The following is a 24,087-nucleotide window of genomic DNA, read 5'->3' on the forward strand; positions in this document are numbered from 1 at the left end:
CCATGGCGTGCCCAAGAGTGCCTTGAGCCCGCCATGCTGTCCACTGGCCTGTACTGTTTAGCGCATCACGATGCCGCGATGAGCCATGTAAGCCTTGGCTTCCTGCACGGTGTATTCGCCGAAGTGGAAAATACTCGCCGCCAGCACCGCGCTGGCGTGGCCTTCAAGGATGCCGTCGGCCAAGTGCTGCAAGTTGCCGACACCGCCGGACGCGATCACCGGAATCCCCAGCGCATCGCTGATGGCGCGGGTGACGCCCAGGTCGAAGCCGTTTTTCATACCGTCCTGGTCCATGCTGGTCAGCAGGATTTCGCCGGCACCGAGGCCTTCCATCTTCTTCGCCCACTCAACGGCGTCGAGACCGGTTGGCTTGCGACCACCGTGGGTGAAGATTTCCCAGCGCGGAGTTTCGCCCGGACCGGAAACTTTCTTCGCGTCGATGGCGACGACGATGCATTGCGAGCCGAAATGCTGAGCCGCTTCGCCGACGAATTCCGGGTTGAACACCGCAGCAGTGTTGATCGAGACCTTGTCCGCGCCGGCATTGAGCAAGTTGCGAATGTCCTGCACGGTACGTACGCCGCCGCCCACGGTCAGCGGAATGAACACCTGGCTGGCCATGCGCTCGACGGTATGCAGCGTGGTGTCGCGACCGTCGACGCTGGCGGTGATGTCGAGAAAGGTAATCTCGTCGGCACCTTGCTCGTCGTAGCGACGGGCGATTTCCACCGGATCGCCGGCATCGCGAATGTTCTCGAACTTGACGCCCTTGACCACCCGGCCGTTATCCACGTCCAGGCAAGGGATGATGCGTTTGGCCAGCGCCATGGTGAGTCCTCAGCCTTTGTACGAATCGCAGAAAGCTTGCGCTTCAGCGACATCGAGGGTGCCTTCGTAAATCGCCCGGCCGGTGATGGCGCCGATGATGCCTGGCGCCTTGGCGTCGAGCAGCGACTTGATGTCACCCAGATTGTGGATACCGCCGGAAGCGATCACCGGAATCTTCGTCGCAGCGGCCAGGGCGGCGGTGTACGAAACGTTGCAGCCCTGCATCATGCCGTCTTTGGCGATGTCGGTATAAACGATCGCGGACACGCCGTCGGCTTCAAATTGTTTGGCCAGATCGATCACCTGAATGGTGCTGATTTCAGCCCAGCCATCGGTGGCGACAAAACCGTCTTTGGCATCCAGACCGACGATCACTTTGCCCGGGAACGCGCGGCAAGCTTCAGCAACGAAGGCCGGATCTTTCACGGCTTTGGTGCCGATGATCACGTAGCTCACGCCCGCTTTGACGTAGTGTTCAATGGTTTCCAGCGAGCGGATACCGCCGCCGATCTGAATCGGCAGGTTCGGATAGCGCTTGGCGATGGCGGTGACTACTTCGCCGTTGACCGGCTGGCCTTCGAAGGCACCGTTCAAGTCGACCAGATGCAGACGACGGCAACCGCCTTCCACCCACTTGGCAGCCATGCTCACCGGGTCATCGGAGAACACCGTGGAATCTTCCATGCGGCCCTGGCGCAGACGAACACAGGCACCGTCTTTAAGATCGATAGCGGGAATAATCAGCATCTGGCAAACCTTCAAATTCGAGTATTCAGCTTCGCTCGGAAATCAGTTTTTCTCGAGCGCCCACAGGTCGCTTTCGATGCTTTCGAACCTCTCTTTGAGGTGCGTCTGCACATCGAAAATCGCCCTGTTGTAATAGTGCGGAGCAATTTCGCGGGTAAACAGCTCAAGTATTTCAGCCGCTTCGAACGAACCCAGGTCCAGCTCGAAGCGATCCTCCATGAAGCGTTTGATCTTGTGATTGGCCTCGTTCTCCTGCTCGGGAGTGAGGGTCAGGATCGGCGGCTTCTTTTTGGCAGCCATTTACCAGCGACCATCCCACGCAGCGAAGTTCTGCAGCAATTGCAGGCCATGGGTATGGCTCTTCTCCGGGTGGAACTGCACGGCGAAACGCGAGCCGTCGGCCAGCGCTGCGGCGAAATCGACACCGTAGTGACCGCTACCCACCACCTGCCGCGCATTGCCGGCAGCGATGTAGTAGCTGTGCACGAAGTAGAAACGCGCCAGGTCCGGAATGTTGTGCCACAACGGGTGTTCTACCGTCTGCTTCACTTCGTTCCAGCCCATGTGCGGCACTTTCAAGTGCTCGCCGTCTTCGTGCAAATCCTTGCCGAAGAACTTCACCTGGCCCGGGAACAGGCCGATGCAGTCCACGCCGTTGTTCTCTTCGCTGCTGTCGAGCAAGGCTTGCATGCCCACGCAGATGCCAAGGAACGGACGGTCCTGGCTGACTTCACGCACCAGCGAGTCGAAGCCCAGGCGACGGATCTCCGCCATGCAATCGCGAATCGCACCGACGCCGGGAAATACCACCCGGTCGGCTTCGCGAATCACATCGGCATCGCTGGTGATCAAGACCTTGCCGGCACCGACGTGCTCGAGGGCCTTGGCCACCGAGTGCAGGTTGCCCATGCCGTAATCGATAACCGCGACCGTCTGCATTACAGAACGCCTTTGGTCGACGGCATTTGCCCGGCCATGCGGTCATCCAGCTCCACGGCCATGCGCAGGGCGCGGCCGAAAGCCTTGAACACGGTCTCGATCTGGTGGTGGGTGTTGTGCCCGCGCAGATTGTCGATGTGCAGGGTGACGTTGGCGTGGTTGACGAAGCCCTGGAAAAATTCCTGGAACAGGTCAACGTCGAAGCCGCCGACGGTAGCGCGGGTATAAGGAACATGCATCTGCAGGCCAGGGCGGCCGGAGAAGTCGATCACCACGCGCGACAGCGCTTCATCGAGCGGCACGTAGGCGTGGCCGTAGCGACGAATGCCTTTCTTGTCGCCGATGGCTTTGGTGAAGGCTTGACCCAGGGTGATACCGACGTCTTCCACCGTGTGGTGGTCGTCGATATGCAGGTCGCCCTTGCTGACAATATCCAGGTCGATCAGCCCGTGACGGGCGATCTGGTCCAGCATGTGCTCAAGAAAAGGTACACCGATATCAAATCGGGCCTTTCCGGTGCCATCCAGGTTGATCGAGGCTTTGATCTGGGTTTCCAGAGTGTCGCGCTCGACAGACGCCATACGTTCGGCCATCACCAGCTCCGCAAAAATCATTGGGGCGAAAAAGGCAGCCATTATAGGGTCGCGGGCGCTAAACAGAAACACGAGAGGTGATATCACTGACGGAGTGAACCCCCTGCTGTCGGGGATAGACATGTCAGTACAAGCGGTTTCATTGCAAAAACACGAAACAAATGTGGGAGCGAGCCTGCTCGCGATGAGGCCTCCACATTCAACATCTCTGTCGACTGTCAGACCGCTATCGCGAGCAGGCTCGCTCCCACAGGGATGATGCGTTTACTTAGTGGAACAACACCGCAGTTTTCTGCAGCGTCACCCAAACACCCCATGCCAATGGAATGCCCACCACCAGCCACGCAGCCACCGCCAACGGCTTGGTGCCCGCATCCGCTTTCCACTCCAGCACGGTGCTGGCGTCAGCCCCCTTGTCGTGGCCCAGCGCCTGTTCGGCCGCCAGTTCAGCGTCGGTCATGAAGTACTTGTCGGCCACCGGGCGAACCATCAGGTTGCACAGGAAACCCAGCACCAGCAGGCCCGCGAGGATGTACAGGGTGATGTCGTAAGCCGCGGCGCGTTCAACGCCGATGCTCAGCTGATATTCACGCAGGTAGTTCACCAACACCGGCCCCAACACACCCGCCGCCGCCCACGCCGTCAGCAGACGACCGTGGATCGCGCCGACCATTTGCGTACCGAACAGGTCCGCGAGATACGCAGGAACCGTCGCGAAACCACCGCCGTACATCGACAGGATGATGCAGAACGCCGCCACGAACAGCGCAACGTTGCCCAAGTGACCGAGGTTCGGGATCAGCGCGTACAGCGCGAAACCGAGGGCGAAGAACACGAAATAGGTGTTTTTGCGACCCAGATAGTCCGAGAACGAAGCCCAGAAAAACCGGCCACCAATGTTGAACAGGCTGAGCAAACCGGTGAAACCGGCCGCAATCGCTGCGATCGAGGCCAGTTGCCCGGCATCCAGCTGACCAAATGTCTGGTCGGTGCCCAGCAATTTACCGGCGAAGACTTCCTGCAACAGCGGCGATGCCATGCCAAGGATGCCGATACCCGCCGAAACGTTCAGGCACAGCACCAGCCACACCAGACGGAATTGCGGGGTTTTCCACGCCACATTCACATGGACGTGACGGTGGGTGATCATCGAGTTCGAGGCTTTTTTCGCCGGAGCAGTCCAGCCTTCAGGCTTCCAGCCAGTTGGCGGAACGCGGTAGGACAGCGCGCCACCGATCATGAACACGAAGTAGATCGCGGCCATTACCAGGAAGCTCTGCCATACGCCCACGCTGGTTGGCGAAGCGAAGTGACCCATCAGCGCTGCGGCCAATGGAGCACCCACCATCGCGCCACCGCCGAAGCCCATGATCGCCATGCCTGTGGCCATGCCGCGCTTGTCCGGGAACCACTTGATCAGGGTCGAGACCGGCGAGATATAACCCAGACCCAGACCAATACCGCCAATGACCCCGGAGCCGATCCACATCAGCCAGATCTGGTGGGTATAGACCCCCAGCGCCGAAATCAGCAGACCGCCACACCAGCACAGTGCCGACACCACACCGGCCTTGCGCGGGCCTGCATGTTCCAGCCAGCCGCCCCAGATGGCTGCCGAGCAACCAAGGAAGATGAAGAACAGGGTGTAGATCCAGCCGAGCATCGAGATCGGCCAGTCGCATTGAGACGAAAAAACCTGAGCGATGAAGCTCATGTCCGGCGCGCAAGTCACTGCTTTGGTGACGCCCAGGGCTTTGGACAACGGCAACCAGAACACCGAAAAGCCGTAGGCCATGCCGATGCACAGGTGGATGGCCAGAGCGGCCGGTGGTACCAGCCAACGGTTAAAACCGGGCTTGGCGATGATGCGTTCCTTGGACAGGAACGCGGGCTGGTCGGCTGTGATGCCGTCCGCCGTGATGCTGGTAGTCATGGTAAATCCCCCAATTATTAGTATGGTTCGCCAGCCGCTCTTCACCCCCAGCCTTTATGCACGCAGGCATGACTGTTTTTTAGGTGAAGCTCCATTTTGGTGCGACATCACGTCGCGATAAGGACGGACGAACGGGCAGAGGTTACCATTTGCACGGGACAGAAAAACCAAAGTGATATCACCTTTTTGTAAGTCGTCCGTTCTCGTACAACCGCAACAATTTGTTTTCACGCGATTACTTTCAAGGGAGACACCATGCCGATCATTGTCGAGCTGCTGAACCAAGCCACTTATCAGGATCAGCAAGACCTGCAGAAGATCTACCGTGACGCCCCGGACTGGCTGTTTGCGCCATTCACTGGGGAGATGCAACTGATCGAAAGCTGCCTGCAGGACGGTTCGCTGATCGCCGGGCGCTTCAACGATCGCCTGTTGGGTGCGGCACGTTTGGAACGACACCACGACGTCTGGCATTTGTCCCATTTATGCGTACGAAAAATCACCCGTCGCCGTGGGGTTGCCGAGCGCCTGGTGAACGAAGCGCAAAAAATGGCGTCGCAATCAGGCGCGACATTGCGGCTATTGGCGCCTGCCGGGCACCTCGAAGCTCAAGCGCTAGCGGCTAAGCTGAAAGTGCCGCTGGACGAGCTCCCGAAGTGATCGCTGACCGGTCAGCCACTTCGGAGCGCTATACTCCCCGGCTAAATTTCGAATTCGACTAATACAAGGACTCGCCCATGAAAGCGTTCGGCAAAATCCTGGGTCTGGTACTTCTCGGGCTGTTGCTGATCATTGTGGCGCTGGGCTTTGCCCTGACCCACCTCTTCGATCCCAACGACTATAAAGACGAGATTCGCCAGATTGCCCGCGACAAGGCCCACATCGAGCTGACGCTCAATGGCGATATCGGCTGGAGCCTGTTTCCCTGGCTGGGCCTGGAATTGCACGAAGCCAGTGTTGCGACCCTGGCCAAGCCTACCGAGCCGTTCGCAGACTTGCAGATGCTCGGCCTGTCGGTCCGCGTGATTCCGCTGCTGCGCCGCGAAGTGCAGATGAGCGATGTGCGCGTCGAAGGCCTGAACCTGCGCCTGAACCGCGACAAGGACGGCCACGGTAACTGGGAAGACATCGGCAAGGTCCCGGCACCTGCCACCCCGACGACCTCGGCCACGCCGTCCGCCACCACCGGCGAGCCCGCACCAACGGCTACTGCCCAGGCAGAAAAACCGGCCCAGCCGATCCGCCTGGACATCGACAGCCTGACCGTCAACAACGCCCGCGTTGAGTACAGCGACGAGAAAACCGGCAAGCAGTTCAGCGCCGAAAGCATCCAGCTGAGCACTGGCCCCGTGCACGACTCGACCAACATCCCGGTCAAACTCACCGCGTTCCTCGCTACCAACCAACCGGTTCTGCGGGTGCGGACCGAGCTGGCCGGCGAGTTGCGTTTCGAGCGTGCGCTGCAGCGCTACAAATTCGAAGACATGAAACTCTCCGGCGAAGTCGCTGGCGATCCGCTGCAAGGCAAGACCATGACCTTCGCCGCTCAAGGTCAGCTGCTGCTGGACAAGGCAGCCAACGTCGCCGAATGGACCGGCATCAAGATCTCCGCCAATCAGTTGCGCGCCTTGGGCGAACTGAAGGCCAACGACCTCGACAAGACCCCGCAAATCAGCGGTGGCCTGTCGATTGCCCAGTTCGATCTGGCGAAATTCGTCGACAGCATCGGCCAGAAACTCCCGGCAATGGCCGAAGGCAGCCTGAGCAAAGTCGAGCTGGCCAGCCAGGTTACTGGTACGCCGACCAGTTTGTCCCTCGACAACCTCAACCTGAAACTCGACGACAGCACTTTCAGCGGCCGCATCGCTGTCGAGGACTTCGCCAAGCAATCGCTGCGCGCAACCCTCAAGGCTGACACCTTCAACGTCGACCGTTACTTGCCGCCAAAATCCGCCGAAGCCAACAGCGCGAAGCAGGTGCGTGAGGCCGAAGTGGCCAGCACCGAGACCGAAGCCATGGCTGGCGCGGGCAGTTCCCCGCTGCCACCCTCTCCGACCAAAGGCCCGTGGAGCACCGAACGTCTGTTGCCGGTGGAACGCCTGAGCAAACTCGACGCGGACGCCGACCTGACCTTCGGCCAGCTGACCCTCGATAAACTGCCGATTCAGAATGCTGCCCTCAAGGCCACCGGCCAAGGCGGCCTGCTGACGCTGGAGAACCTGCGCGGCGACCTGTACGACGGCAACTTCGAAGCCAAAGGTACCTTGGACGTGCGCCAGCAAGTGCCGGCGCTGAACATGCAGACGCGCATCAGCAAAGTGCCTGTAGAAAAAATCCTCGAAAGCCAAGGGAAAAATCCACCGGTCCAAGGCCTGGTTACGCTCGATAGCGCGCTGACCAGCAGCGGCAATAGCCAGAGCGTGCTGATCGACAACCTCAACGGCAATGCCAGTTTCGTCATCAACAATGGCGTGCTGCTCAATGCCAACCTTGAGCAGCAACTGTGCAAAGGCATTGCCACCCTGAATCGCAAAACCCTCACGGGCGAGCCACGGGGCAAGGACACACCGTTCGAAGAGCTCAAGGGCAACCTGACCTTCCACAACGGCGTGGCCAACAACCCCGACCTGAAAGTGCGCATCCCGGGCATGACCGTCAACGGTAACGGCGACATCGACCTGCGGGTGCTGGGCATGGATTACCGCGTCGGCGTGATCGTCGAAGGTGACAAGAGCGACATGCCGGACCCGGCCTGCCAGGTCAGCGAGCGCTTCATCGGCATCGAGTGGCCACTGCGCTGCCGTGGCCCGCTGGAACTGGGTGCCAAGGCTTGCCGCGTCGACAACGAACGCATGGGACAAGTCGCGAGCAAACTGGCTGGCGAGCGGATCAGCGAAAAAATCGACGAGAAGCTTGGCGATAAAGTCAGCCCGGAACTGAAAAACGCGCTCAAGGGGCTGTTCAAGCGATGAGAGCCGAGCAGTTTTCAACGGCGGTACTGGATTGGTACGACCGCCACGGCCGCCACGATTTGCCTTGGCAACAGGGCATCACCCCTTACCGGGTGTGGGTCTCGGAAATCATGTTGCAGCAGACCCAGGTCAGCACCGTGCTGAATTACTTCGACCGCTTCATGGCTTCGCTGCCAACGGTCGAAGCCCTGGCTTCCGCGCCCGAAGACGAAGTGCTGCACCTGTGGACCGGCCTCGGGTATTACACCCGGGCGCGCAACTTGCAGAAGACCGCGAAGATTGTCGTTGCCGAATACGGCGGCGAGTTTCCCCGTGATGTGGAAAAGCTCACCGACCTGCCAGGTATTGGCCTGTCCACGGCCGGCGCGATTGCCAGCCTGAGCATGGGCCTGCGGGCGCCGATTCTCGATGGCAACGTCAAACGGGTGCTGGCGCGCTTTACGGCGCAAGAGGGTTATCCGGGCGAGCCCAAGGTTGCCAAACAGCTGTGGGCCAACGCTGAGCGCTTTACGCCGCAGACCCGTGTCAACGCCTACACCCAGGCGATGATGGATCTGGGCGCCACGCTCTGCACCCGCAGCAAACCGAGCTGTCTGCTCTGCCCGCTCGAAAAAGGTTGCGAGGCGCACATGCTTGGCCTGGAAACCCGCTACCCGATCCCCAAGCCGCGCAAAACCGTGCCACAGAAGCGCACGCTGATGCCGATGCTCGCCAATGGCGAAGGTGCGATTCTGCTTTACCGTCGTCCTTCCACGGGCCTGTGGGGCGGTCTCTGGAGCCTGCCGGAACTCGACGACCTCGACGACCTGCAACATCTGGCTTCGCAACATTCGCTGGAATTGGGCAATCAACAGGCACTGCCAAGCCTGCTGCACACTTTCAGCCACTTTCAGTTATCCATCGAACCCTGGCTGGTTCAGGTCCAGGAGGCCGGCCATCACGTGGCCGAGGCCGACTGGCTCTGGTATAACCTCGCCACCCCGCCGCGCCTGGGCCTTGCCGCCCCGGTCAAAACCTTGCTCGAACGCGCGGCCGCCGTATTGAACGCAGGAGAGTCGTCATGACCCGCACCATCATGTGCCGCAAGTACAAAGAAGAATTGCCCGCCCTGGAGCGCGCTCCATTTCCGGGTGCAAAAGGTCAGGACATTTTTGACCACGTCTCGGCCAAGGCCTGGGCCGACTGGCAGAAACACCAGACCCTGCTGATCAACGAAAAACGCCTGAACATGATGAACGCCGAAGACCGCAAATATCTTCAAGGCGAGATGGACAAGTTCTTTTCCGGCGAGGAATACGCCAAGGCCGAAGGCTACGTTCCGCCCGCTGAATAATCCCGTTTTTTCGGGGGTCGGATCGTAAGCGACGGTAATAATTAAAATTTTTTTGAAAACTTTCTTGACGACCCCCTGAAAAACCAGTTTAATGCGCCCCGTTGCCCAGATAGCTCAGTCGGTAGAGCAGGGGATTGAAAATCCCCGTGTCGGCGGTTCGATTCCGTCTCTGGGCACCAAATACCGAAAACCCTGAATCGCAAGATTCAGGGTTTTTTTATGCCCGCGATTTGATCAGGCATCGTGCAAGCGTCTCTCCTGACTAGTTTTCACCGCCCCAGTGGAAAACCAGATTGCGAGCGGCACCACTGCCTACATCCGCTGTATCCCGCCGCACCTCACCCTTATGCGTCGCGACAACGGTGTACTTGCCGGCAGGCAACTGAACATAAACCAGCGGCCCAGCCTCACTCAGTGTCAGCACGGGTTGCCCTGCGGCTTTCTGAATGACCACATCCACATCGGGAACATATTCGTCCTTCGGCCCGGTGGAAAAGGTCATGTGCAGGTTGTAACCCTGCGTTTGTTCAATGGCTCGAGCCTCATCCTCTCCGATCCCCCCGGACAGGTAAGTAATCCCGTTTTGCTGTTGCTGCTGAACTTGCACGCCTGTGCTGTCGATCGGTTCAAGACTGGCGGCGTTAAGCAGGACTGGAAACATCATTACGCCGACGGCGGCGATGGGCAGCATGAATGAATGGACGTTCTTCATGGTGGCGACTCCCGGGTTACGCAGAACCCAATCGTTACTCTTTTTAGATTTGTTACCGAATGTTCAAGTTTTAGATCGATTCGCACTTGGGCTGACTGCGAATCGGACTACGTGATGTACTCCTCAAGGAGCGTCTGTCATCGGCGTAGTCCTGCAAAACGAATTCGCCTTTCCTTCCGATTTACCAGCAACGCCCGGCATCGCGAACCATCACTCTCTTGCCATCCTCTTGTGCCTGTTTCCTTCAGCCGCGGAAAATGTCATGAGCTCCCTCAAACCCGGTAACACTCAAGATTCACAGATCACTTCACTGCTCGGCAATCTTGGCGAGTTGATCCGTGAAGCGCGCCAGAAGGTGCTGCGAGCGGTCGATACCGTTCAGGTGCAAACCTGTTGGCAAATCGGACGGCATATTGTGGAGTTCGAGCAGGAAGGCGCTCGGCGGGCGGTGTATGGCAAGCAGTTGTTATCGACGCTGGCGAAAGTCCTGACGTCGGAGTTTGGGAAAGGTTTTGACGAACGCAATCTGCGCTATATGCGGGACTTTTATCAGACCTTTCCAATTTGGAACGCAGTGCGTTCCGAATTGAGCTGGACCCACTACCGCAGACTGCTACGAGTCGACAACGACAACGCTCGCCACTGGTACATGAACGAATCTGCTCTGCAGAACTGGTCAAGTCGCGCCCTCGAGCGCCAGATCAATACCCTCTATTACGAACGCTTGCTGGCGAGCCGCGACCGGACCGCCGTCAAACAGGAAGCTGCCACCAATATCCAGCAAATGAACGCCAGCCCTCGGGATTTCATCCGGGACCCAGTGCTACTGGAATTTCTCGGTCTGCCCAATGCAGGCTTGATCCAGGAAAGCGAACTTGAACAAGCATTGATCAATCAACTCCAGGGCTTCCTGCTCGAACTGGGCAAAGGCTTCGCCTTCATCGCTCGCCAGCAACGCATCAGTACCGAGAGCAAAGACTTCTACATCGATCTGGTGTTCTACAACTACCTGCTCAAGTGCTTCGTCATTTTCGACCTCAAGCGCGGCGTTCTGACCCACCAGGATGTCGGCCAGATGGACATGTACGTGCGCATGTACGATGACCTCAAGCGCGGACCGGAGGATGGCCCCACTGTCGGCCTCATTCTCTGCGCGCAAAAAGATGAATCGGTGGTGCGCTATTCAGTGCTGCAAGGCAACGAACAACTGTTCGCCAGCACCTACAGACTGGTGCTGCCGAGCGAGGAGGAGCTTCGCACAGAACTGGATCGGGAATGGGCGGTGCTTGAGGAGCGGTTACTCAAGCAGAGGCTCCGATAAGCACGGGTGGATTGTTCATAAACGGCGTGAAGACTATGGTGGTTGGCTAACCGCAAAGGTTCAACGCCGATGAATTTGCAGGACATACCCTCACTGGCCCCGACGCAACGTGAATTGCCGCTACCCACCGGCACACCGGGTGAATCTTTCAAGGAGCCCGCCGCCGACGGTTTCATCCTTGGCGGCTTCAATTGGCGGCATGCGAATCAAGACCCAACCCGTCCAGTGGTGATCATCAACGCCGCTACTTCAGTCCGTTGCCGACACTACTCGCGCTTCGCCGATTATCTGTTCGCCAACGGCTTCGATGTGATCACCTATGACTACCGCGGCATCGGCGAGTCGCGCCCCGCGTCGCTGAAAGGGCTTGAGGCCTCATGGTCCGACTGGGGCGCACTGGATTTCGAGGCGATGCTGCAAAGGGCGCAACGCGAGTTTGCCGAACAACCCATCAATGTCGTCGGCCACAGCTTCGGCGGTTGCGCGGCTGGGCTGGGAGCCTCCGGGCATGTGATCCGACGCCTGGTGACGGTGGGTGCGCAGTTCGCTTACTGGCGCGACTACGCACCTGCTCATCGCTGGCGAATGTTTGGCAAGTGGCATGTGGTGATGCCATTGATGACCATGCTTTATGGCTACTTTCCCGGCAAACGCCTCGGCTGGCTCGAAGACACCCCAACTGGCGTAGTTCGCGACTGGAGCATGCCCGCCGCCCAATATGAGAAACGCCCCAGCGCTCGCGTCATCTACGCCGAAAGCGGCCAGCTGCCGTTCGGGAACGTCACCGCCCAAACGCTGGCCATCAGCCTCAGTGATGATCCCTATGGCACGATTCCGGCCATTGAACGCCTGCTCGGCTACTTCACCAACAGCACAAACACTCACCTGCGAATCACCCCTGAAGACATCGGCGACGAAGAAGTCGGACATTTCGCCTTTTTTCGCAGCGCATACCAAGCCACACTATGGCCCATTGCATTGTCCTGGCTGCAGACCGGCGAGCTGGCCCCCGATACACCCGGGCGGCGAGTGCCACGCAGCTGATGGATGCGCCCTCTCAACGAATTACGGAACGACGCCCATGGCCTCCGCCAACAAGCAGAACAAACGCGCCTCTCGCGCCAAAGCCAAGGCCAAGCAGAACCGCACCCAGCGGGCTGCCACGCCGGTCGAGCTGGACCCGAACGACGATCGCATCGACTTCGAATCGGTGGACCTGACCGAACTGTTCAAAGAAATGATCGATGCGGCAAAGATCAGTCAACAGGCGATGTGCGCGGCCTTTCTTGAACACCCACTGCTCGCGCTGGTGTTGGAACAAGAAGGCGAAGAAACCGCGACAGACTTCATCATCGCTGCGCTGATCGAGTATCGCCAATGGTCCACCGAAGCTGACGAAGCCAGCGCCTTGGCGTGGATCGAATCCCCGGCCTTCCAGGCTGACTACGTGGCAGCTTCCGAAGTCATCGCAGCCCAAAACCAACAGAAACCAAACTGAGTTCCCATGGCATCCCTGAACAAGCAACAGAAACGCGCCAAACGCGCCAAGATCAAAGCCAAGCAAATCAATATCCACGGCAGAAAACCCGCAGAGCTGGACGATGACCTGGGTGAACTCGGCGAGCCGATCCCGGAATACACCCTGGCAATGTTCAGCAAAATGCGTGACGCCGAGGCCACCAGCCGCAACGACATGCTGCTGACCCTGCTGTCGAACCTCGCCGAAATCATCAGCGACCATCCAGAACTGCTGGACATGGAAAACGCCGACAACGAAGCCATGGCCGCCACACATCTAGCCGCCGACATGCTGATCGACTACCGCATGTGGGCCGATGGCATGGACCGCGACGCCGCCCAGGCCTGGCTGACCGACCCGCAATTCATCACCGACTTTGGCGATGCGCTGGACAGCTATCGTCAGTCGCTGGACCTGCCAGTGGAAAAGGCCGAGTAAGGCTACCCCGGAAGTAAAAACGGCCGCTTGTCATCACTGACAGCGGCCGGTTTTGTAACCGTGAAACTGTCGTGACTATCACAACCTTTCATCAGTCACCTCGTATATCCCATTGACATATCCCAACAGAATTCTATCCTCCTGACTTCAAGCGTCAGCAAAGCGCAGGAGGCCTGCCATGGAACAAACCACCCTTTTTATGAGCAATCGAAGCCAGGCCGTCCGCCTGCCCAAAGCCGTCGCAATGCCCAGTGATGTGAAACGTGTCGATGTTATCGCTATCGGCAGGGCTCGCCTCATCACCCCGGCAGGAGAAGCCTGGGATAGCTGGTTCGACGGCGAAGGCGTGAGCGCAGACTTTATGGCTGACCGTGAGCAACCAACCGATCAGGAGCGTGAGTCGTTTTAATGATCAAATTCATGCTCGATACCAACATCTGCATCTTCACCATCAAGAACAAGCCACAGGTTGTACGCGAAGCATTCAATCGTCATCACGGCCAGCTGTGCATCAGCGCTGTCACCTTGATGGAGTTGATTTACGGTGCAGAAAAATCTGCCGCACCGGAAAAAAACCTCGCTGTCATCGAGGGCTTTGTTGCCCGTCTTGAGATCTTGCCTTTTGACTATGAAGCAGCAGCACACACCGGAATGATTCGCTCGGAATTGGCTAAAGCAGGGACACCAATAGGCCCTTATGACCACATGATTGCCGGCCACGCACGCTCACGAGGGTTCACCATCGTGACGAATAATCTACGGGAATTTGAGCGTGTATCCGGTTTACGAGTTGAAGACTGGGTGCACCCCGCTTGAATCGAGCACAACAGACAAAACAAAAACGGCCGCTTGTCATCACTGACAGCGGCCGTTTTGCGTTACGCGGTACGAATCAGTTCAGCACCACCGCGCCCACTTTCTGCAGCTTGCGACGACGGGCCACAAACAACCCGGCAGCCACCACCAACAGGCTCAGCAAACCAGTCGCGAGGATCTCCACGCGATGGGCTTCCTGGAACAGCATGATGGTCAGGGCCGCAACGATGAATATGATCACCGCGTAGGTCAGGCCCGGGAACAGCCACATGCTGAAGGCGATTTTTTCACCGCGCGCCATACGCTGTTTGCGCATACGCAGTTGCGAAATCGCGATCACCAGGTACACCAGCAATGCGATGGCGCCAGAGCTGGCCAGCAGGAACTCGAATACAGCGGCCGGGGCTACGTAGTTGGCGAACACTGCAAGGAACGCAGCTGCGGTCGACAGCATCACGGCCCAGTAAGGTGTGCCGCTGCTGTTGGTGCGCTGGGAAACGGCCGGCGCATCGCCGCGTTTGCCCAACGAGAACATCATGCGCGAAGCAGTGTAGAGCGCCGAGTTCAGGCAACTGGTTACCGCAACCAGAACCACGATATCGACGATCAGCTTGGCATTCGGGATACCCATGCGCTCCAGCACAGTCTGGTAGGAACCGACGCTGGCGAGAATCGGGTCGTTCCATGGCACCAAGGCCACAACGATGAAGATGGATACGAGGTAGAACAAGCCAATCCGCCAGATCACCGAATTGGTGGCCTTGGAAATCTGCTGGCCAGGGTTCTTCGATTCCGCGGCCGCGATGGTCACGATCTCGGTGCCCATGAAGGAGAACATGGTGGTCAGGATGGCACCCAGCACCGCGCCCATGCCATTTGGCAGGAAGCCTTGAGTATCAAACAGGTGCGACACGCCGCTGACTTGGCTGGTAGGCAAAAAGCCGAAGATCGCCAGAATGCCAAGGCCGATAAAACCGATGATCGCTACGACTTTGACCAGGGCGAACCAGAACTCGAACTCTCCGTAGTTCTTCACACTGAACAGGTTGGTCACCGTTAGCAGCAACGTGATAACCAGCGTGAAGGCCCAGATCGCCACATTCGGGAACCAGGCATGCAGGATGGTTGCGGCAGCGTTAGCCTCCAGCGGGATGACCAAAACCCAGAACCACCAGTAGAGCCAGCCGATGGTGAAACCGGCCCAGTGACCGATCGCGCGATCGGCGTACGTCGAGAAGGAACCTGTATCTGGCGATGCAACGGCCATCTCGCCGAGCATTCGCATTACCAGAACCACCAGAGCACCGGCGGCCGCATAGGCCAACAGCACGGCCGGGCCTGCAACGGCGATGGCATGGCCGGAGCCGACAAACAGCCCGGCGCCGATAACCCCGGCGATCGACAGCATGGTCACATGACGCGGTTTTAGCCCCTGCTCGAGGCCGTTGGAGGAGCTTTGGCTACTACTCATTAAGACTACCTTTGCAAGTAAAGCGATGACGTCGGCCCCGCCTGACATTCCTTCTCGTAAAAAGAATCCAACAGGGCGTTTCTTATTCTGCACGCAATAATTACGCCAAAATGTTTCACGGGCCCGCGATACGGGGCCTGCGGACGAATCGAGCAGTCATCGCAAGTCATTGAGATTAATGGCATTTCGCCAGAGCGTTACCCTGCCACCCACTTCAAAGAACGAATCGGTGCACCGGAAACACACCAAAAAATTCGTGCTCGCACAATAAAAGTGCAGATCAGGAACGTTTGTCCGGTTAGCGCTTCCAACACCCCGCCAAAGCTGGCAACATCGCGCCTTTTTTTCGACAGCCCCACGCTTTTCATTCAAAAGCAGTGTTCAAACGGCTGTTCGGTTGTTGATGGGGCGACAGTCTGCTGTGCCGATGCGACAACCTGCCACATGCCACCCGTTTACCGTCCGTAGCGCTGTTGGCTGCCATTCGAACGCTATGCTAGCTTGGCCGCCTCGCCAGGAAGGCCACCAACAGCAGGAGCGAAAACACTATGAGGAACGCACATGGCTGAGGCCGCGCCCGCGCTTGAAATCCGCAACTTGCACAAACGCTACGGACAGCTTGAGGTGCTCAAAGGCATCTCGCTGACCGCCCGCGACGGCGATGTGATCTCGATCCTGGGCTCCTCCGGTTCCGGCAAGTCCACGTTCCTGCGCTGCATCAACCTGTTGGAAAACCCGCATCAGGGCCAGATCCTGGTAGCCGGTGAAGAACTCAAACTCAAAGCCGCCAAGAACGGCGAACTGGTCGCTGCCGATGGCAAGCAGATCAATCGCCTGCGCAGCGAGATCGGTTTTGTATTTCAAAACTTTAATCTCTGGCCGCACATGAGCGTGCTCGACAACATCATCGAAGCCCCGCGCCGCGTGCTCGGCCAAAGCAAAGCCGAGGCCATCGAAGTCGCCGAAGCCTTGCTGGCCAAGGTCGGCATCGCTGACAAGCGCCACGCCTACCCGGCGCAACTTTCCGGCGGCCAGCAGCAACGCGCGGCCATCGCCCGCACCCTGGCAATGCAACCCAAGGTAATCCTGTTCGACGAACCCACCTCCGCCCTTGACCCGGAAATGGTCCAGGAAGTACTTAATGTCATCCGCGCATTGGCCGAAGAAGGCCGCACCATGCTGCTCGTGACTCATGAAATGGGCTTCGCCCGTCAGGTTTCCAGCGAAGTGGTGTTCCTCCACCAAGGCCTGGTAGAAGAACAAGGATCGCCGCAGCAGGTGTTCGAAAACCCGCTTTCGGCACGCTGCAAACAATTCATGTCCAGCAACCGCTAACGGAGCTACCCGCATGCAGAACTACAAAAAAATCTTCCTGGCCGCTGCTGTCACCCTGGCCTTCAGCGCCGGTGCCGCCGCCGAGACCTTGAAGATGGGCATCGAAGCGGCCTACCCGCCGTTCAACAACAAAGATGCCAGTGGCAATGTCGTCGGCTTCGACAAAGACATCGGCGATGCCCTGTGCGCCAAGATGAAAGTCGAGTGCACCGTGGTTACATCCGACTGGGATGGCATCATCCCGGCCCTGAACGCCAAGAAGTTCGACTTCCTGATCTCCTCGATGTCGATCACCGACGAGCGCAAGCAAGCGGTGGACTTCACCGCCCCGTATTACTCTAACAAGCTGCAATTTATCGCCAAGAAAGACGTCGACTTCAAAACCGACAAGGAGTCGTTGCAGGGCAAGGTGATCGGCGCCCAACGCGCGACTCTGGCCGGCACCTGGCTGGAAGACAACATGGAAGGCGTCGAAGTCAAACTCTACGACACCCAGGAAAACGCCTATCTGGACCTGACTTCGGGTCGTCTGGACGGCATCCTGGCCGACAAGTACGTCAACTATGAGTGGCTGAAAAGCGACGCTGGCCGGGCCTACGAATTCAAGGGCGACCCGGTGGAAGAAAGCGACAAGATCGGCATCGCTGTTCGCAAGAACGACCCGATTCGCGAGAAGCTGAACGCCGCACTGAAAGAAATCGTCGCTGACGGCACTTACAAAAAGATCAACGACAAGTACTTCCCGTTCAGCATCTATTGATTCTGACCTGCCTGACCGGCGCCGCTCGCTGACGGTGCCGGTCCTTGGCATTGCCTGCCGCGATTTGAAAAGAATTCCATGATTATCGACCTCTACGGATTCGGCCCGGCGCTCGCCGCTGGTGCGCTGATGACTGTGAAACTGGCACTCTCGGCCTTGTGCCTGGGGCTGGTGCTCGGTCTGCTCGGCGCCTTGGCCAAGACTTCCCCGTACAAGCCGCTGCAATGGCTTGGCGGTACTTATTCAACGCTGGTTCGCGGCATCCCGGAATTGCTCTGGGTGCTATTGATCTACTTTGGCACGGTCAACTTGATGCGTGCCTTGGGCGAGTTCTTCGGCAACCCCGACCTCGAACTTAATGCCTTCGCCGCCGGCGTGATTGCGTTGGGGCTGTGCTTCGGCGCCTACGCCACGGAAGTGTTTCGCGGTGCGATTCTGGCGATCCCCAAAGGTCACCGTGAAGCTGGCGTGGCCCTGGGCCTGTCGAAATTTCGCATCTTTACCCGGCTGATCATGCCGCAGATGTGGCGCATCGCCCTGCCGGGCCTGGGCAACCTGTTCATGATCCTGATGAAAGACACCGCGCTGGTCTCCGTCATCGGCCTGGAAGAAATCATGCGTCACACACAAATCGGCGTGACCATATCCAAGCAACCGTTCACCTTCTATATGGTGGCCGCCTTCATGTATCTGGGCCTGACCATTCTGGCCATGACCGGCATGCACTTTATGGAACGACGCGCCGCTCGCGGCTTCGCGAGGAGCACCCAATGAACTGGGAAGTCATCATCAAGTGGCTGCCGAAACTGGCTCAGGGCGCGACACTGACTCTCGAACTGGTGGCTATCGCCGTGATCGCCGGGTTGCTGCTGGCGATTCCGCTGGGCATCGCTCGCTCGTCGCGACTCTGGTACGTGCGGGCATTCCCCTACGGCTACATCTTCTTTTTCCGTGGCACACCGTTGCTGGTTCAGCTGTTCCTGGTCTATTACGGTCTGGCGCAGTTCGACGCAGTGCGTAACAGCTCGATGTGGCCGTACCTGCGCAGTCCGTTCTGGTGCGCCACGGCGACCATGACCCTGCATACCGCAGCCTACATCGCCGAGATCCTGCGCGGCGCGATCCAGGCGATTCCACCGGGCGAGATCGAAGCGGCGCGGGCGCTGGGCATGTCCCGGGCCAAGGCACTGTTCTACATCATGCTGCCGCGTGCGGCGCGCATCGGCCTGCCGGCCTACAGCAACGAAGTGATCTTGATGCTCAAGGCCAGCGCCCTGGCCAGTACCGTGACCTTGCTGGAACTGACCGGCATGGCCCGCACCATCATTGCCCGCACCTACCTGCCGGTGGAGATCTTCTTCGCCGCAGGCATGTTCTATCTGCTGATGGCTTATGTGCTGGTTCGCGGCTTCAGGCTGCTGGAGCGCTGGCTGCGCGTCGATGCCTGCCAAGGGCGTTGATTCCTGCGTGCTGACGGGCGAGGCCTTGCTCGCCCGCTTCACCGCGCTGGATGCTTTTCTGATCGAACATCAGGCGCTGTGGAAGCCTCGACCGTTTACTCATCTGCAATTGCCTTGGGAAGTGTCCTACCCGGAGTTGGCGTTCTGGCTACGCGGACGGTCGCTGGAGGATGCGGAAAGCAGTCATAACCAACCTTGCCTGCTCGATGCGCCTGAGCCGTTTGCTTCATTGGCGGCGATGTCTGCCGAACTGAGCGCGGTGGGTGAATTACCGGCTCATGCACTTGAAGCGGCAGGCCATCGCTTAAATGTGGAGGTGCCGGGGCGCAAGTGGCAGCAGATCGAAGCCTTCGCCAGTCGGTTGGAGTTCGCTTCGGCACCGAAGCATTGGCTGGATTGGTGTTCGGGTAAAGGCCATTTGGGGCGACGCCTGTTGCAAACCGGGCAACAACTGACTTGCCTGGAATACGACCCTGCATTGGTTGCCAGCGGCCAGACACTCAGCCAGCGTCATCAATTGCATGCGCTGCATGTCGAGCAGGATGTACTCGCGCCTGGCGCAGCCTCTTTATTGAACGCCGATCACACGCCCGTCGCGCTGCACGCGTGCGGTGATCTGCATGTGCGACTGATCCAGCTCGCCAGCGCCGCCGGTTGCAAACAACTGGCCATCGCACCCTGCTGCTACAACCGGATCAGTCTGAACACCTATCAGCCGCTTTCCTGCGCGGCTGAGCATTCCGACCTACACCTCTCCCTCGATGATCTTGCGCTGCCTATGAGCGAAACCGTCACCGCCGGCGCGCGCGTCCGACGCCAGCGTGACACCTCCATGGCCCGGCGCCTGGCGTTCGACCTGCTGCAACGGCAACTGCGCGGCGTCGATGAATACCTGCCAACCCCTTCTCTGCCCAGCGCCTGGCTGGACAAACCTCTCGCCGATTACTGCCGCGATCTGGCCGCGCTCAAAGACTTATCCACAGTTGGCGCCCCAGATTGGACTACACTCGAAACCGCCGGTTGGCAGCGATTGGCTGAAGTCCGCAATCTGGAGCTGCTGCGAGGCCTTTTCCGACGGCCGCTGGAGCTGTGGCTGGTACTTGATCGGGCACTTTTCCTCATTGAGCAGGGTTACACCGCTCGTCTCGGCACATTCTGTAAAACTCCACTCACGCCGCGCAATTTCCTATTCCTTGCAGAACGCCCTTAAAACAGCCACAGCCTGTGGATAACTCTGTTGATGGAATTATCGTGGATCCAATATTCACGCTGTTTTACGCCTGAAACACTGCTGATCATTTTTTGTTCACACAAATAAAAAACCCGCAAAACAGGCATTTGCAGACAAATGAGAACGAGTCTACAAAATCGTAATGAACAGGTAGTCGCCCCTAGTCCATTGTGCATAAGCATTTCATCAAAACGACATAACCGCCGAATACCGGACATCCATAGCGGAAAATTGCGCCTTGCAATACCCCTTGCTATACCAGCATGCAGGGGCGCCGACAGTGCGGCCATGAACAGAACAATCTGACCGACAGGATGCGACCGTGACGTTCATTTCTTACGCACAGAATTTCGAAGACATCCGCCTGTGGCGCGCCCTCAAATACGTCGAAAACGGCTTCTATATCGACATCGGTGCCAACGACCCCACCCAGGACTCCGTCACCAAAGCCTTCTACGACCGCGGCTGGACCGGCATCAACGTCGAACCCATGCCAAATTACTACGACGCCCTATGCCACCAACGCACTAACGACATCAACCTGCAATGCGTGGCCGGCGAAAGCGCCGATGACCTGACCTTCTACGGCATCGCCGGCACCGGCCTGTCGACCCTCGACCCGGCCTTGGCCCAGCAACACAAAAATGCCGGCCTGGACGTGCGCAGCCAAACCGTCAAATCCCGCACCCTGGACTCCATCTGCGAACAATACGCCCGGAACCGCCCCATCCACTTTTTGAAAATCGACGTCGAAGGCCATGAAGAAACCGTCCTGCGCGGCATGGACTTCACCCAATGGCGGCCGTGGATCATCCTCATCGAAACCCCATGGGAACGCGACCAGACCTGGGAAACCCTCGTCACCGCCGCCGGCTACCAGTCCATCCTGTTCGACGGCATCAACACCTACTATCTCGCCGAAGAACACCTGGCCCTCAAACCCGCCTTCGACATCCCACCGTGCAACCTGGACGACTTCCAGTTCTGCCGCGGCCACAAATTCAGCTACCCCGTCACTGCCCCTGAAAACCACCTCGCCGCCGCCCTGCAACGCGCCGAACAGGCCGAAGCGCAACTGCGAGCCATGCAAAACAGCCGAGCCTGGCGAACCCTTCAGAAACTCAAGAAAGTACTGATTCGCGCCTGACCAGACACCTGCGCAAAAATAGTCTGAATTCAGGGGTTTACAGAACCAATCCAATCGCTATAATCGTCGCCCTAACACGCCGGTATAGCTCAGTTGGTAGAGCAACTGACTTGTAATCAGTAGGTCCCGGGTTCGACTCCTGGTGCCGGCACCACATTAGGCTCCATTGCATTCCACCGAATGCTCTGGAAGCCCCGAAAACCCGCCCTTTGGCGGGTTTTTTCGTTCCAGGACCCTCTGTCGGGATCCAACAAAATCCCCCCTTCCCCGAGGGTATGTTAGGGGTACTGCGATTTTCCGGTCAGGAGCGCGTACCCCTATGCCACGTCTAGCGATCCCTCTCAGCGACCTGCAATGCCGCACGGCCAAAACTCGCGAGCGCGCCTACAAACTGTTCGACGGTGGCGGCATGTACCTTTTCGTCAAACCCAATGGCGTGAAGACCTGGCGTTTTAAGTACACCAAGCCCAACGGCAAGGAAGGTACGCTCATCATCGGCAATTACCCCATCGTTACCCTTTCCGTCGCACGACGTAAGCGAGACGAAGCCAAGGCGTTGCTGCTAGACAACCTCGATCCAATGGAAGAAAAGAAAAAGGCCAAGATCGTAGCCCAACGGGCGGCACTGCTTTTCGAAACCGTTGCTCTGGAGTGGCACGCTGATATGTCCCGCCGCTGGACCGAAGGCCACGCAAAAACCGTAATGAGCCGACTGCGTACCCACGTCTTCCCGTTGATCGGCCAACGGCCCATCGCCGAACTCGATACCCACGATCTGCTAGAGATCACCCAGCGCATCAAGGAACGCGGCACCATGGATGTGGCGTTACGGGTACAGAACTACTTATCCACCATCATGCGCGGGGCCAAAAGGGCTCGGCAGATCACCATGAATCCTGCACTGGATCTGGCAGGCTCGATTCACGCGCCGCGCACAGTCCATCGCCCGGCCCTCTCCCTCAACCGCCTACCCGAACTGCTACACCGAATCGACAACTACAACGGCCGCGAGCTGACGCGCCTTGCCGTACTGCTGACTCTGCATGTATTCGTCCGCTCCAGCGAACTGCGCTTCGCTCGATGGAGTGAGTTCGACCTTCAACGCGCCATGTGGGAAATCCCCGATACGCGCGCACCGATTGAAGGGGTACGCAACTCCACGCGCGGGACCAAGATGAACGGCGACATTCAAATGGTTCCGCTATCGCCGCAGGTCATCGAAATACTGGAGCGCCTGCGCAGCCTCAGTCGCTTTTCAGAGTTGGTGCTACCGGGCGACCACAAGTACTGGAAGCCCATGTCCGAGAACACGGTGAACACCATGCTCCGCAACGTCGGCTATGACACCAGCAAGGACGTGTGCGGCCACGGCTTCAGGACCATGGCCTGTAGCGCCCTGCTTGAGTCCGGGTTATGGACCGACGCAGCCATCGAAAGACAAATGAGCCACAAGGAACGCAACCGCGTTCGCGCCGCTTATATCCACAAGGCCGAATTCCTCGAACAGCGCAGGCTAATCATGGCGTGGTGGAGCAACTACATCGACGCCAACCGCCATGGGCATGTGACACCCCACGAATTCGCTCACCCAGTCGGCGACAACATCACGGCCCTACAAAATAGCCGTGGCGCATCCAAACGTGGGTAAGCCTGTGAGATCACCGTTGTCCGCCCTTCCACGCGGGTCCATCCAAGCGGGGCTGCAAAGCCGCCCTGCTTGGATGGACCTCACTTAAAAAATCTAAAGCCCAAGTAACTGTCTGTGGAAAACCACTGATTTCCACCGGTGGATAATTTCATCCACAGCCGCAGAACTCCCGAAAATTCGAGCCTTGACCCGAATTATCCACAGGCGTAGAAAAGATCGGGCAAAGCGCTGTCGCTGACAGCAACCCAGGTAGCCAGAACCTTTGAGGCTACGCCACACCGTGGTGGTTCTCCCAAAGTGCGATTAGCGTCCGGCGGCTCGCACGGTCACTCACCGAGTGATGGATGCCCACTCCAGATCATTGCCATTGCGGCAAATACATCCCCCTACCCAACTGCCCTGCAGCAACCTCTCCGCGTGGCCATTTCATTGCGCCAACCTGCGCCCGTCTCTTTCTCCCGGAAAGAGACGGGCGCTCCTACCACTGCTGCAGCCCAACTCGTACAAGGCTTTGCGGCATTCCCCCTTGTGACAATCGGCGTGACAAACACCGAGGTCACCAGCAACAGCGATGCAGACGATGGTGCCGCAGCCCAAGGAACGGGTTGCACCTGACTGACAGTCAGGCATGCCCCGGTCATCTCATCACTGCCTTCACCCGACTCAGGATCTCGCGGCGCTGATCTCGTCAGCCAGTGCAGCCTCCACCCGCCCACTTCTTCGGAAGTGCTCAGGAGGCCAGATCATGAGATGCCCAAGCTCTCGGTCGTAAAGAGCCGCCAGTCCCGCGTTAGTGGACAACCCTCACAGGTCGCAGGGGCCTTGATCCCTGATAACACTCAGCATTCTTGGCGGGATGACGTGGGGAAGGTTTTAAAAGTTTT

Annotated in this window: 25 protein-coding genes and 2 tRNA genes; 19 read left to right on the forward strand and 8 right to left on the reverse strand. The window is 58.5% G+C overall.

The features are described from left to right. Positions 1-57 precede the first annotated feature (57 nt). The 6 genes from hisF to AB4O41_RS15125 all read right to left on the reverse strand — a co-directional run bounded on the left by hisF (position 58) and on the right by AB4O41_RS15125 (position 5,040). Entirely contained in the window at positions 58-828 is a 771-nt protein-coding gene (gene hisF, locus AB4O41_RS15100) for an imidazole glycerol phosphate synthase subunit HisF (protein ID WP_007897430.1), read from the reverse strand. 9 nt (positions 829-837) lie between these two features. Then, complete coding sequence (gene hisA / locus AB4O41_RS15105; RefSeq protein WP_007897434.1) at positions 838-1,575, reverse strand: 1-(5-phosphoribosyl)-5-[(5-phosphoribosylamino)methylideneamino]imidazole-4-carboxamide isomerase; 738 nt, start codon at positions 1,573-1,575, stop codon at positions 838-840. Between the two features lie 42 nt (positions 1,576-1,617). Further along, positions 1,618-1,875 (reverse strand): DUF2164 domain-containing protein, encoded by a 258-nt coding sequence (locus AB4O41_RS15110; RefSeq protein ID WP_046045558.1) that lies wholly within the window; start codon positions 1,873-1,875, stop codon positions 1,618-1,620. After that, positions 1,876-2,514 (reverse strand): imidazole glycerol phosphate synthase subunit HisH, encoded by a 639-nt coding sequence (gene hisH, locus AB4O41_RS15115; protein WP_008068774.1) that lies wholly within the window; start codon positions 2,512-2,514, stop codon positions 1,876-1,878. Further along, a complete protein-coding gene (gene hisB / locus AB4O41_RS15120; RefSeq protein WP_007939452.1) occupies positions 2,514-3,107 on the reverse strand; it encodes an imidazoleglycerol-phosphate dehydratase HisB in 594 nt (197 codons plus the stop codon). Before hisB ends, hisH begins: the two co-directional genes overlap by 1 nt. Positions 3,108-3,375: 268 nt before the next feature. Beyond that, positions 3,376-5,040 (reverse strand): OFA family MFS transporter, encoded by a 1,665-nt coding sequence (locus AB4O41_RS15125; RefSeq protein WP_460143740.1) that lies wholly within the window; start codon positions 5,038-5,040, stop codon positions 3,376-3,378. 255 nt (positions 5,041-5,295) lie between these two features. Between AB4O41_RS15125 and AB4O41_RS15130 the strand changes: the two genes are divergently transcribed. The 5 genes from AB4O41_RS15130 (at position 5,296) to AB4O41_RS15150 (ending at position 9,524) form a co-directional block, all read left to right on the forward strand. Further along, complete coding sequence (locus AB4O41_RS15130) at positions 5,296-5,700, forward strand: acetyl-CoA sensor PanZ family protein (protein ID WP_460143741.1); 405 nt, start codon at positions 5,296-5,298, stop codon at positions 5,698-5,700. Positions 5,701-5,777: 77 nt separating this feature from the next. Continuing rightward, positions 5,778-8,012 carry an AsmA family protein gene (locus tag AB4O41_RS15135; protein ID WP_460143742.1) on the forward strand — a complete coding sequence of 745 codons (2,235 nt, stop codon included), beginning with the start codon at positions 5,778-5,780 and terminating at the stop codon, positions 8,010-8,012. After that, on the forward strand, positions 8,009-9,076 hold the full coding sequence (gene mutY / locus AB4O41_RS15140; protein ID WP_460143743.1) for an A/G-specific adenine glycosylase: 1,068 nt from the start codon (positions 8,009-8,011) through the stop codon (positions 9,074-9,076). Before AB4O41_RS15135 ends, mutY begins: the two co-directional genes overlap by 4 nt. Continuing rightward, positions 9,073-9,345, forward strand: a complete 273-nt coding sequence (locus tag AB4O41_RS15145; protein WP_007897448.1) for an oxidative damage protection protein — start codon at positions 9,073-9,075, stop codon at positions 9,343-9,345. Before mutY ends, AB4O41_RS15145 begins: the two co-directional genes overlap by 4 nt. Positions 9,346-9,448: 103 nt before the next feature. Continuing rightward, positions 9,449-9,524 (forward strand) — tRNA-Phe (locus AB4O41_RS15150). Between the two features lie 83 nt (positions 9,525-9,607). Here AB4O41_RS15150 and AB4O41_RS15155 read toward each other — a convergent pair. Beyond that, positions 9,608-10,057: a carboxypeptidase regulatory-like domain-containing protein gene (locus AB4O41_RS15155; protein WP_460143744.1), complete on the reverse strand. Its 450-nt coding sequence runs from the start codon at positions 10,055-10,057 to the stop codon at positions 9,608-9,610. A 262-nt stretch (positions 10,058-10,319) separates the two neighbouring features. On the opposite strand from AB4O41_RS15155, the gene AB4O41_RS15160 reads away from it, so the two are divergent. From AB4O41_RS15160 to vapC, 6 genes are all read left to right on the forward strand, one after another. Beyond that, entirely contained in the window at positions 10,320-11,378 is a 1,059-nt protein-coding gene (locus AB4O41_RS15160) for a PDDEXK nuclease domain-containing protein (protein ID WP_460143745.1), read from the forward strand. 69 nt (positions 11,379-11,447) lie between these two features. Continuing rightward, a complete protein-coding gene (locus AB4O41_RS15165; RefSeq protein WP_460143746.1) occupies positions 11,448-12,422 on the forward strand; it encodes an alpha/beta hydrolase family protein in 975 nt (324 codons plus the stop codon). 37 nt (positions 12,423-12,459) lie between these two features. Beyond that, positions 12,460-12,876, forward strand: coding sequence for a hypothetical protein (locus tag AB4O41_RS15170; RefSeq protein ID WP_367373797.1), 417 nt, complete (start codon positions 12,460-12,462; stop codon positions 12,874-12,876). A 6-nt stretch (positions 12,877-12,882) separates the two neighbouring features. Next, positions 12,883-13,335: a hypothetical protein gene (locus AB4O41_RS15175; RefSeq protein WP_460143747.1), complete on the forward strand. Its 453-nt coding sequence runs from the start codon at positions 12,883-12,885 to the stop codon at positions 13,333-13,335. Positions 13,336-13,513: 178 nt separating this feature from the next. Then, entirely contained in the window at positions 13,514-13,744 is a 231-nt protein-coding gene (vapB, locus tag AB4O41_RS15180; RefSeq protein WP_237883583.1) for a type II toxin-antitoxin system VapB family antitoxin, read from the forward strand. Beyond that, positions 13,744-14,151 (forward strand): type II toxin-antitoxin system tRNA(fMet)-specific endonuclease VapC, encoded by a 408-nt coding sequence (vapC, locus tag AB4O41_RS15185; RefSeq protein ID WP_030129300.1) that lies wholly within the window; start codon positions 13,744-13,746, stop codon positions 14,149-14,151. The genes vapB and vapC overlap by 1 nt, the downstream gene beginning before the upstream one ends. Before the next feature lie 76 nt (positions 14,152-14,227). Here vapC and gabP read toward each other — a convergent pair whose 3' ends face one another. Further along, positions 14,228-15,622 carry a GABA permease gene (gene gabP / locus AB4O41_RS15190; RefSeq protein WP_460143748.1) on the reverse strand — a complete coding sequence of 465 codons (1,395 nt, stop codon included), beginning with the start codon at positions 15,620-15,622 and terminating at the stop codon, positions 14,228-14,230. A 561-nt stretch (positions 15,623-16,183) separates the two neighbouring features. On the opposite strand from gabP, the gene AB4O41_RS15195 reads away from it, so the two are divergent. From AB4O41_RS15195 to AB4O41_RS15230, 8 genes are all read left to right on the forward strand, one after another. Continuing rightward, entirely contained in the window at positions 16,184-16,957 is a 774-nt protein-coding gene (locus AB4O41_RS15195; RefSeq protein ID WP_007949059.1) for an ABC transporter ATP-binding protein, read from the forward strand. A gap of 13 nt (positions 16,958-16,970) precedes the next feature. Beyond that, positions 16,971-17,717 carry an ABC transporter substrate-binding protein gene (locus tag AB4O41_RS15200; protein ID WP_460143749.1) on the forward strand — a complete coding sequence of 249 codons (747 nt, stop codon included), beginning with the start codon at positions 16,971-16,973 and terminating at the stop codon, positions 17,715-17,717. 78 nt (positions 17,718-17,795) lie between these two features. Beyond that, positions 17,796-18,491, forward strand: a complete 696-nt coding sequence (locus AB4O41_RS15205) for an ABC transporter permease (protein WP_008068748.1) — start codon at positions 17,796-17,798, stop codon at positions 18,489-18,491. Beyond that, positions 18,488-19,177: an ABC transporter permease gene (locus AB4O41_RS15210; RefSeq protein ID WP_460143750.1), complete on the forward strand. Its 690-nt coding sequence runs from the start codon at positions 18,488-18,490 to the stop codon at positions 19,175-19,177. The genes AB4O41_RS15205 and AB4O41_RS15210 overlap by 4 nt, the downstream gene beginning before the upstream one ends. Beyond that, complete coding sequence (locus AB4O41_RS15215) at positions 19,158-20,387, forward strand: methyltransferase (protein ID WP_460143751.1); 1,230 nt, start codon at positions 19,158-19,160, stop codon at positions 20,385-20,387. The genes AB4O41_RS15210 and AB4O41_RS15215 overlap by 20 nt, the downstream gene beginning before the upstream one ends. Before the next feature lie 343 nt (positions 20,388-20,730). Then, positions 20,731-21,555, forward strand: coding sequence for an FkbM family methyltransferase (locus AB4O41_RS15220; RefSeq protein ID WP_460143752.1), 825 nt, complete (start codon positions 20,731-20,733; stop codon positions 21,553-21,555). A 78-nt stretch (positions 21,556-21,633) separates the two neighbouring features. Continuing rightward, a tRNA-Thr gene (locus AB4O41_RS15225) sits at positions 21,634-21,709 on the forward strand. Positions 21,710-21,874: 165 nt separating this feature from the next. Then, complete coding sequence (locus AB4O41_RS15230) at positions 21,875-23,203, forward strand: tyrosine-type recombinase/integrase (protein ID WP_460143753.1); 1,329 nt, start codon at positions 21,875-21,877, stop codon at positions 23,201-23,203. Positions 23,204-24,087 lie beyond the last annotated feature (884 nt).

The organism is Pseudomonas sp. S2_A02 (genome assembly GCF_054668495.1).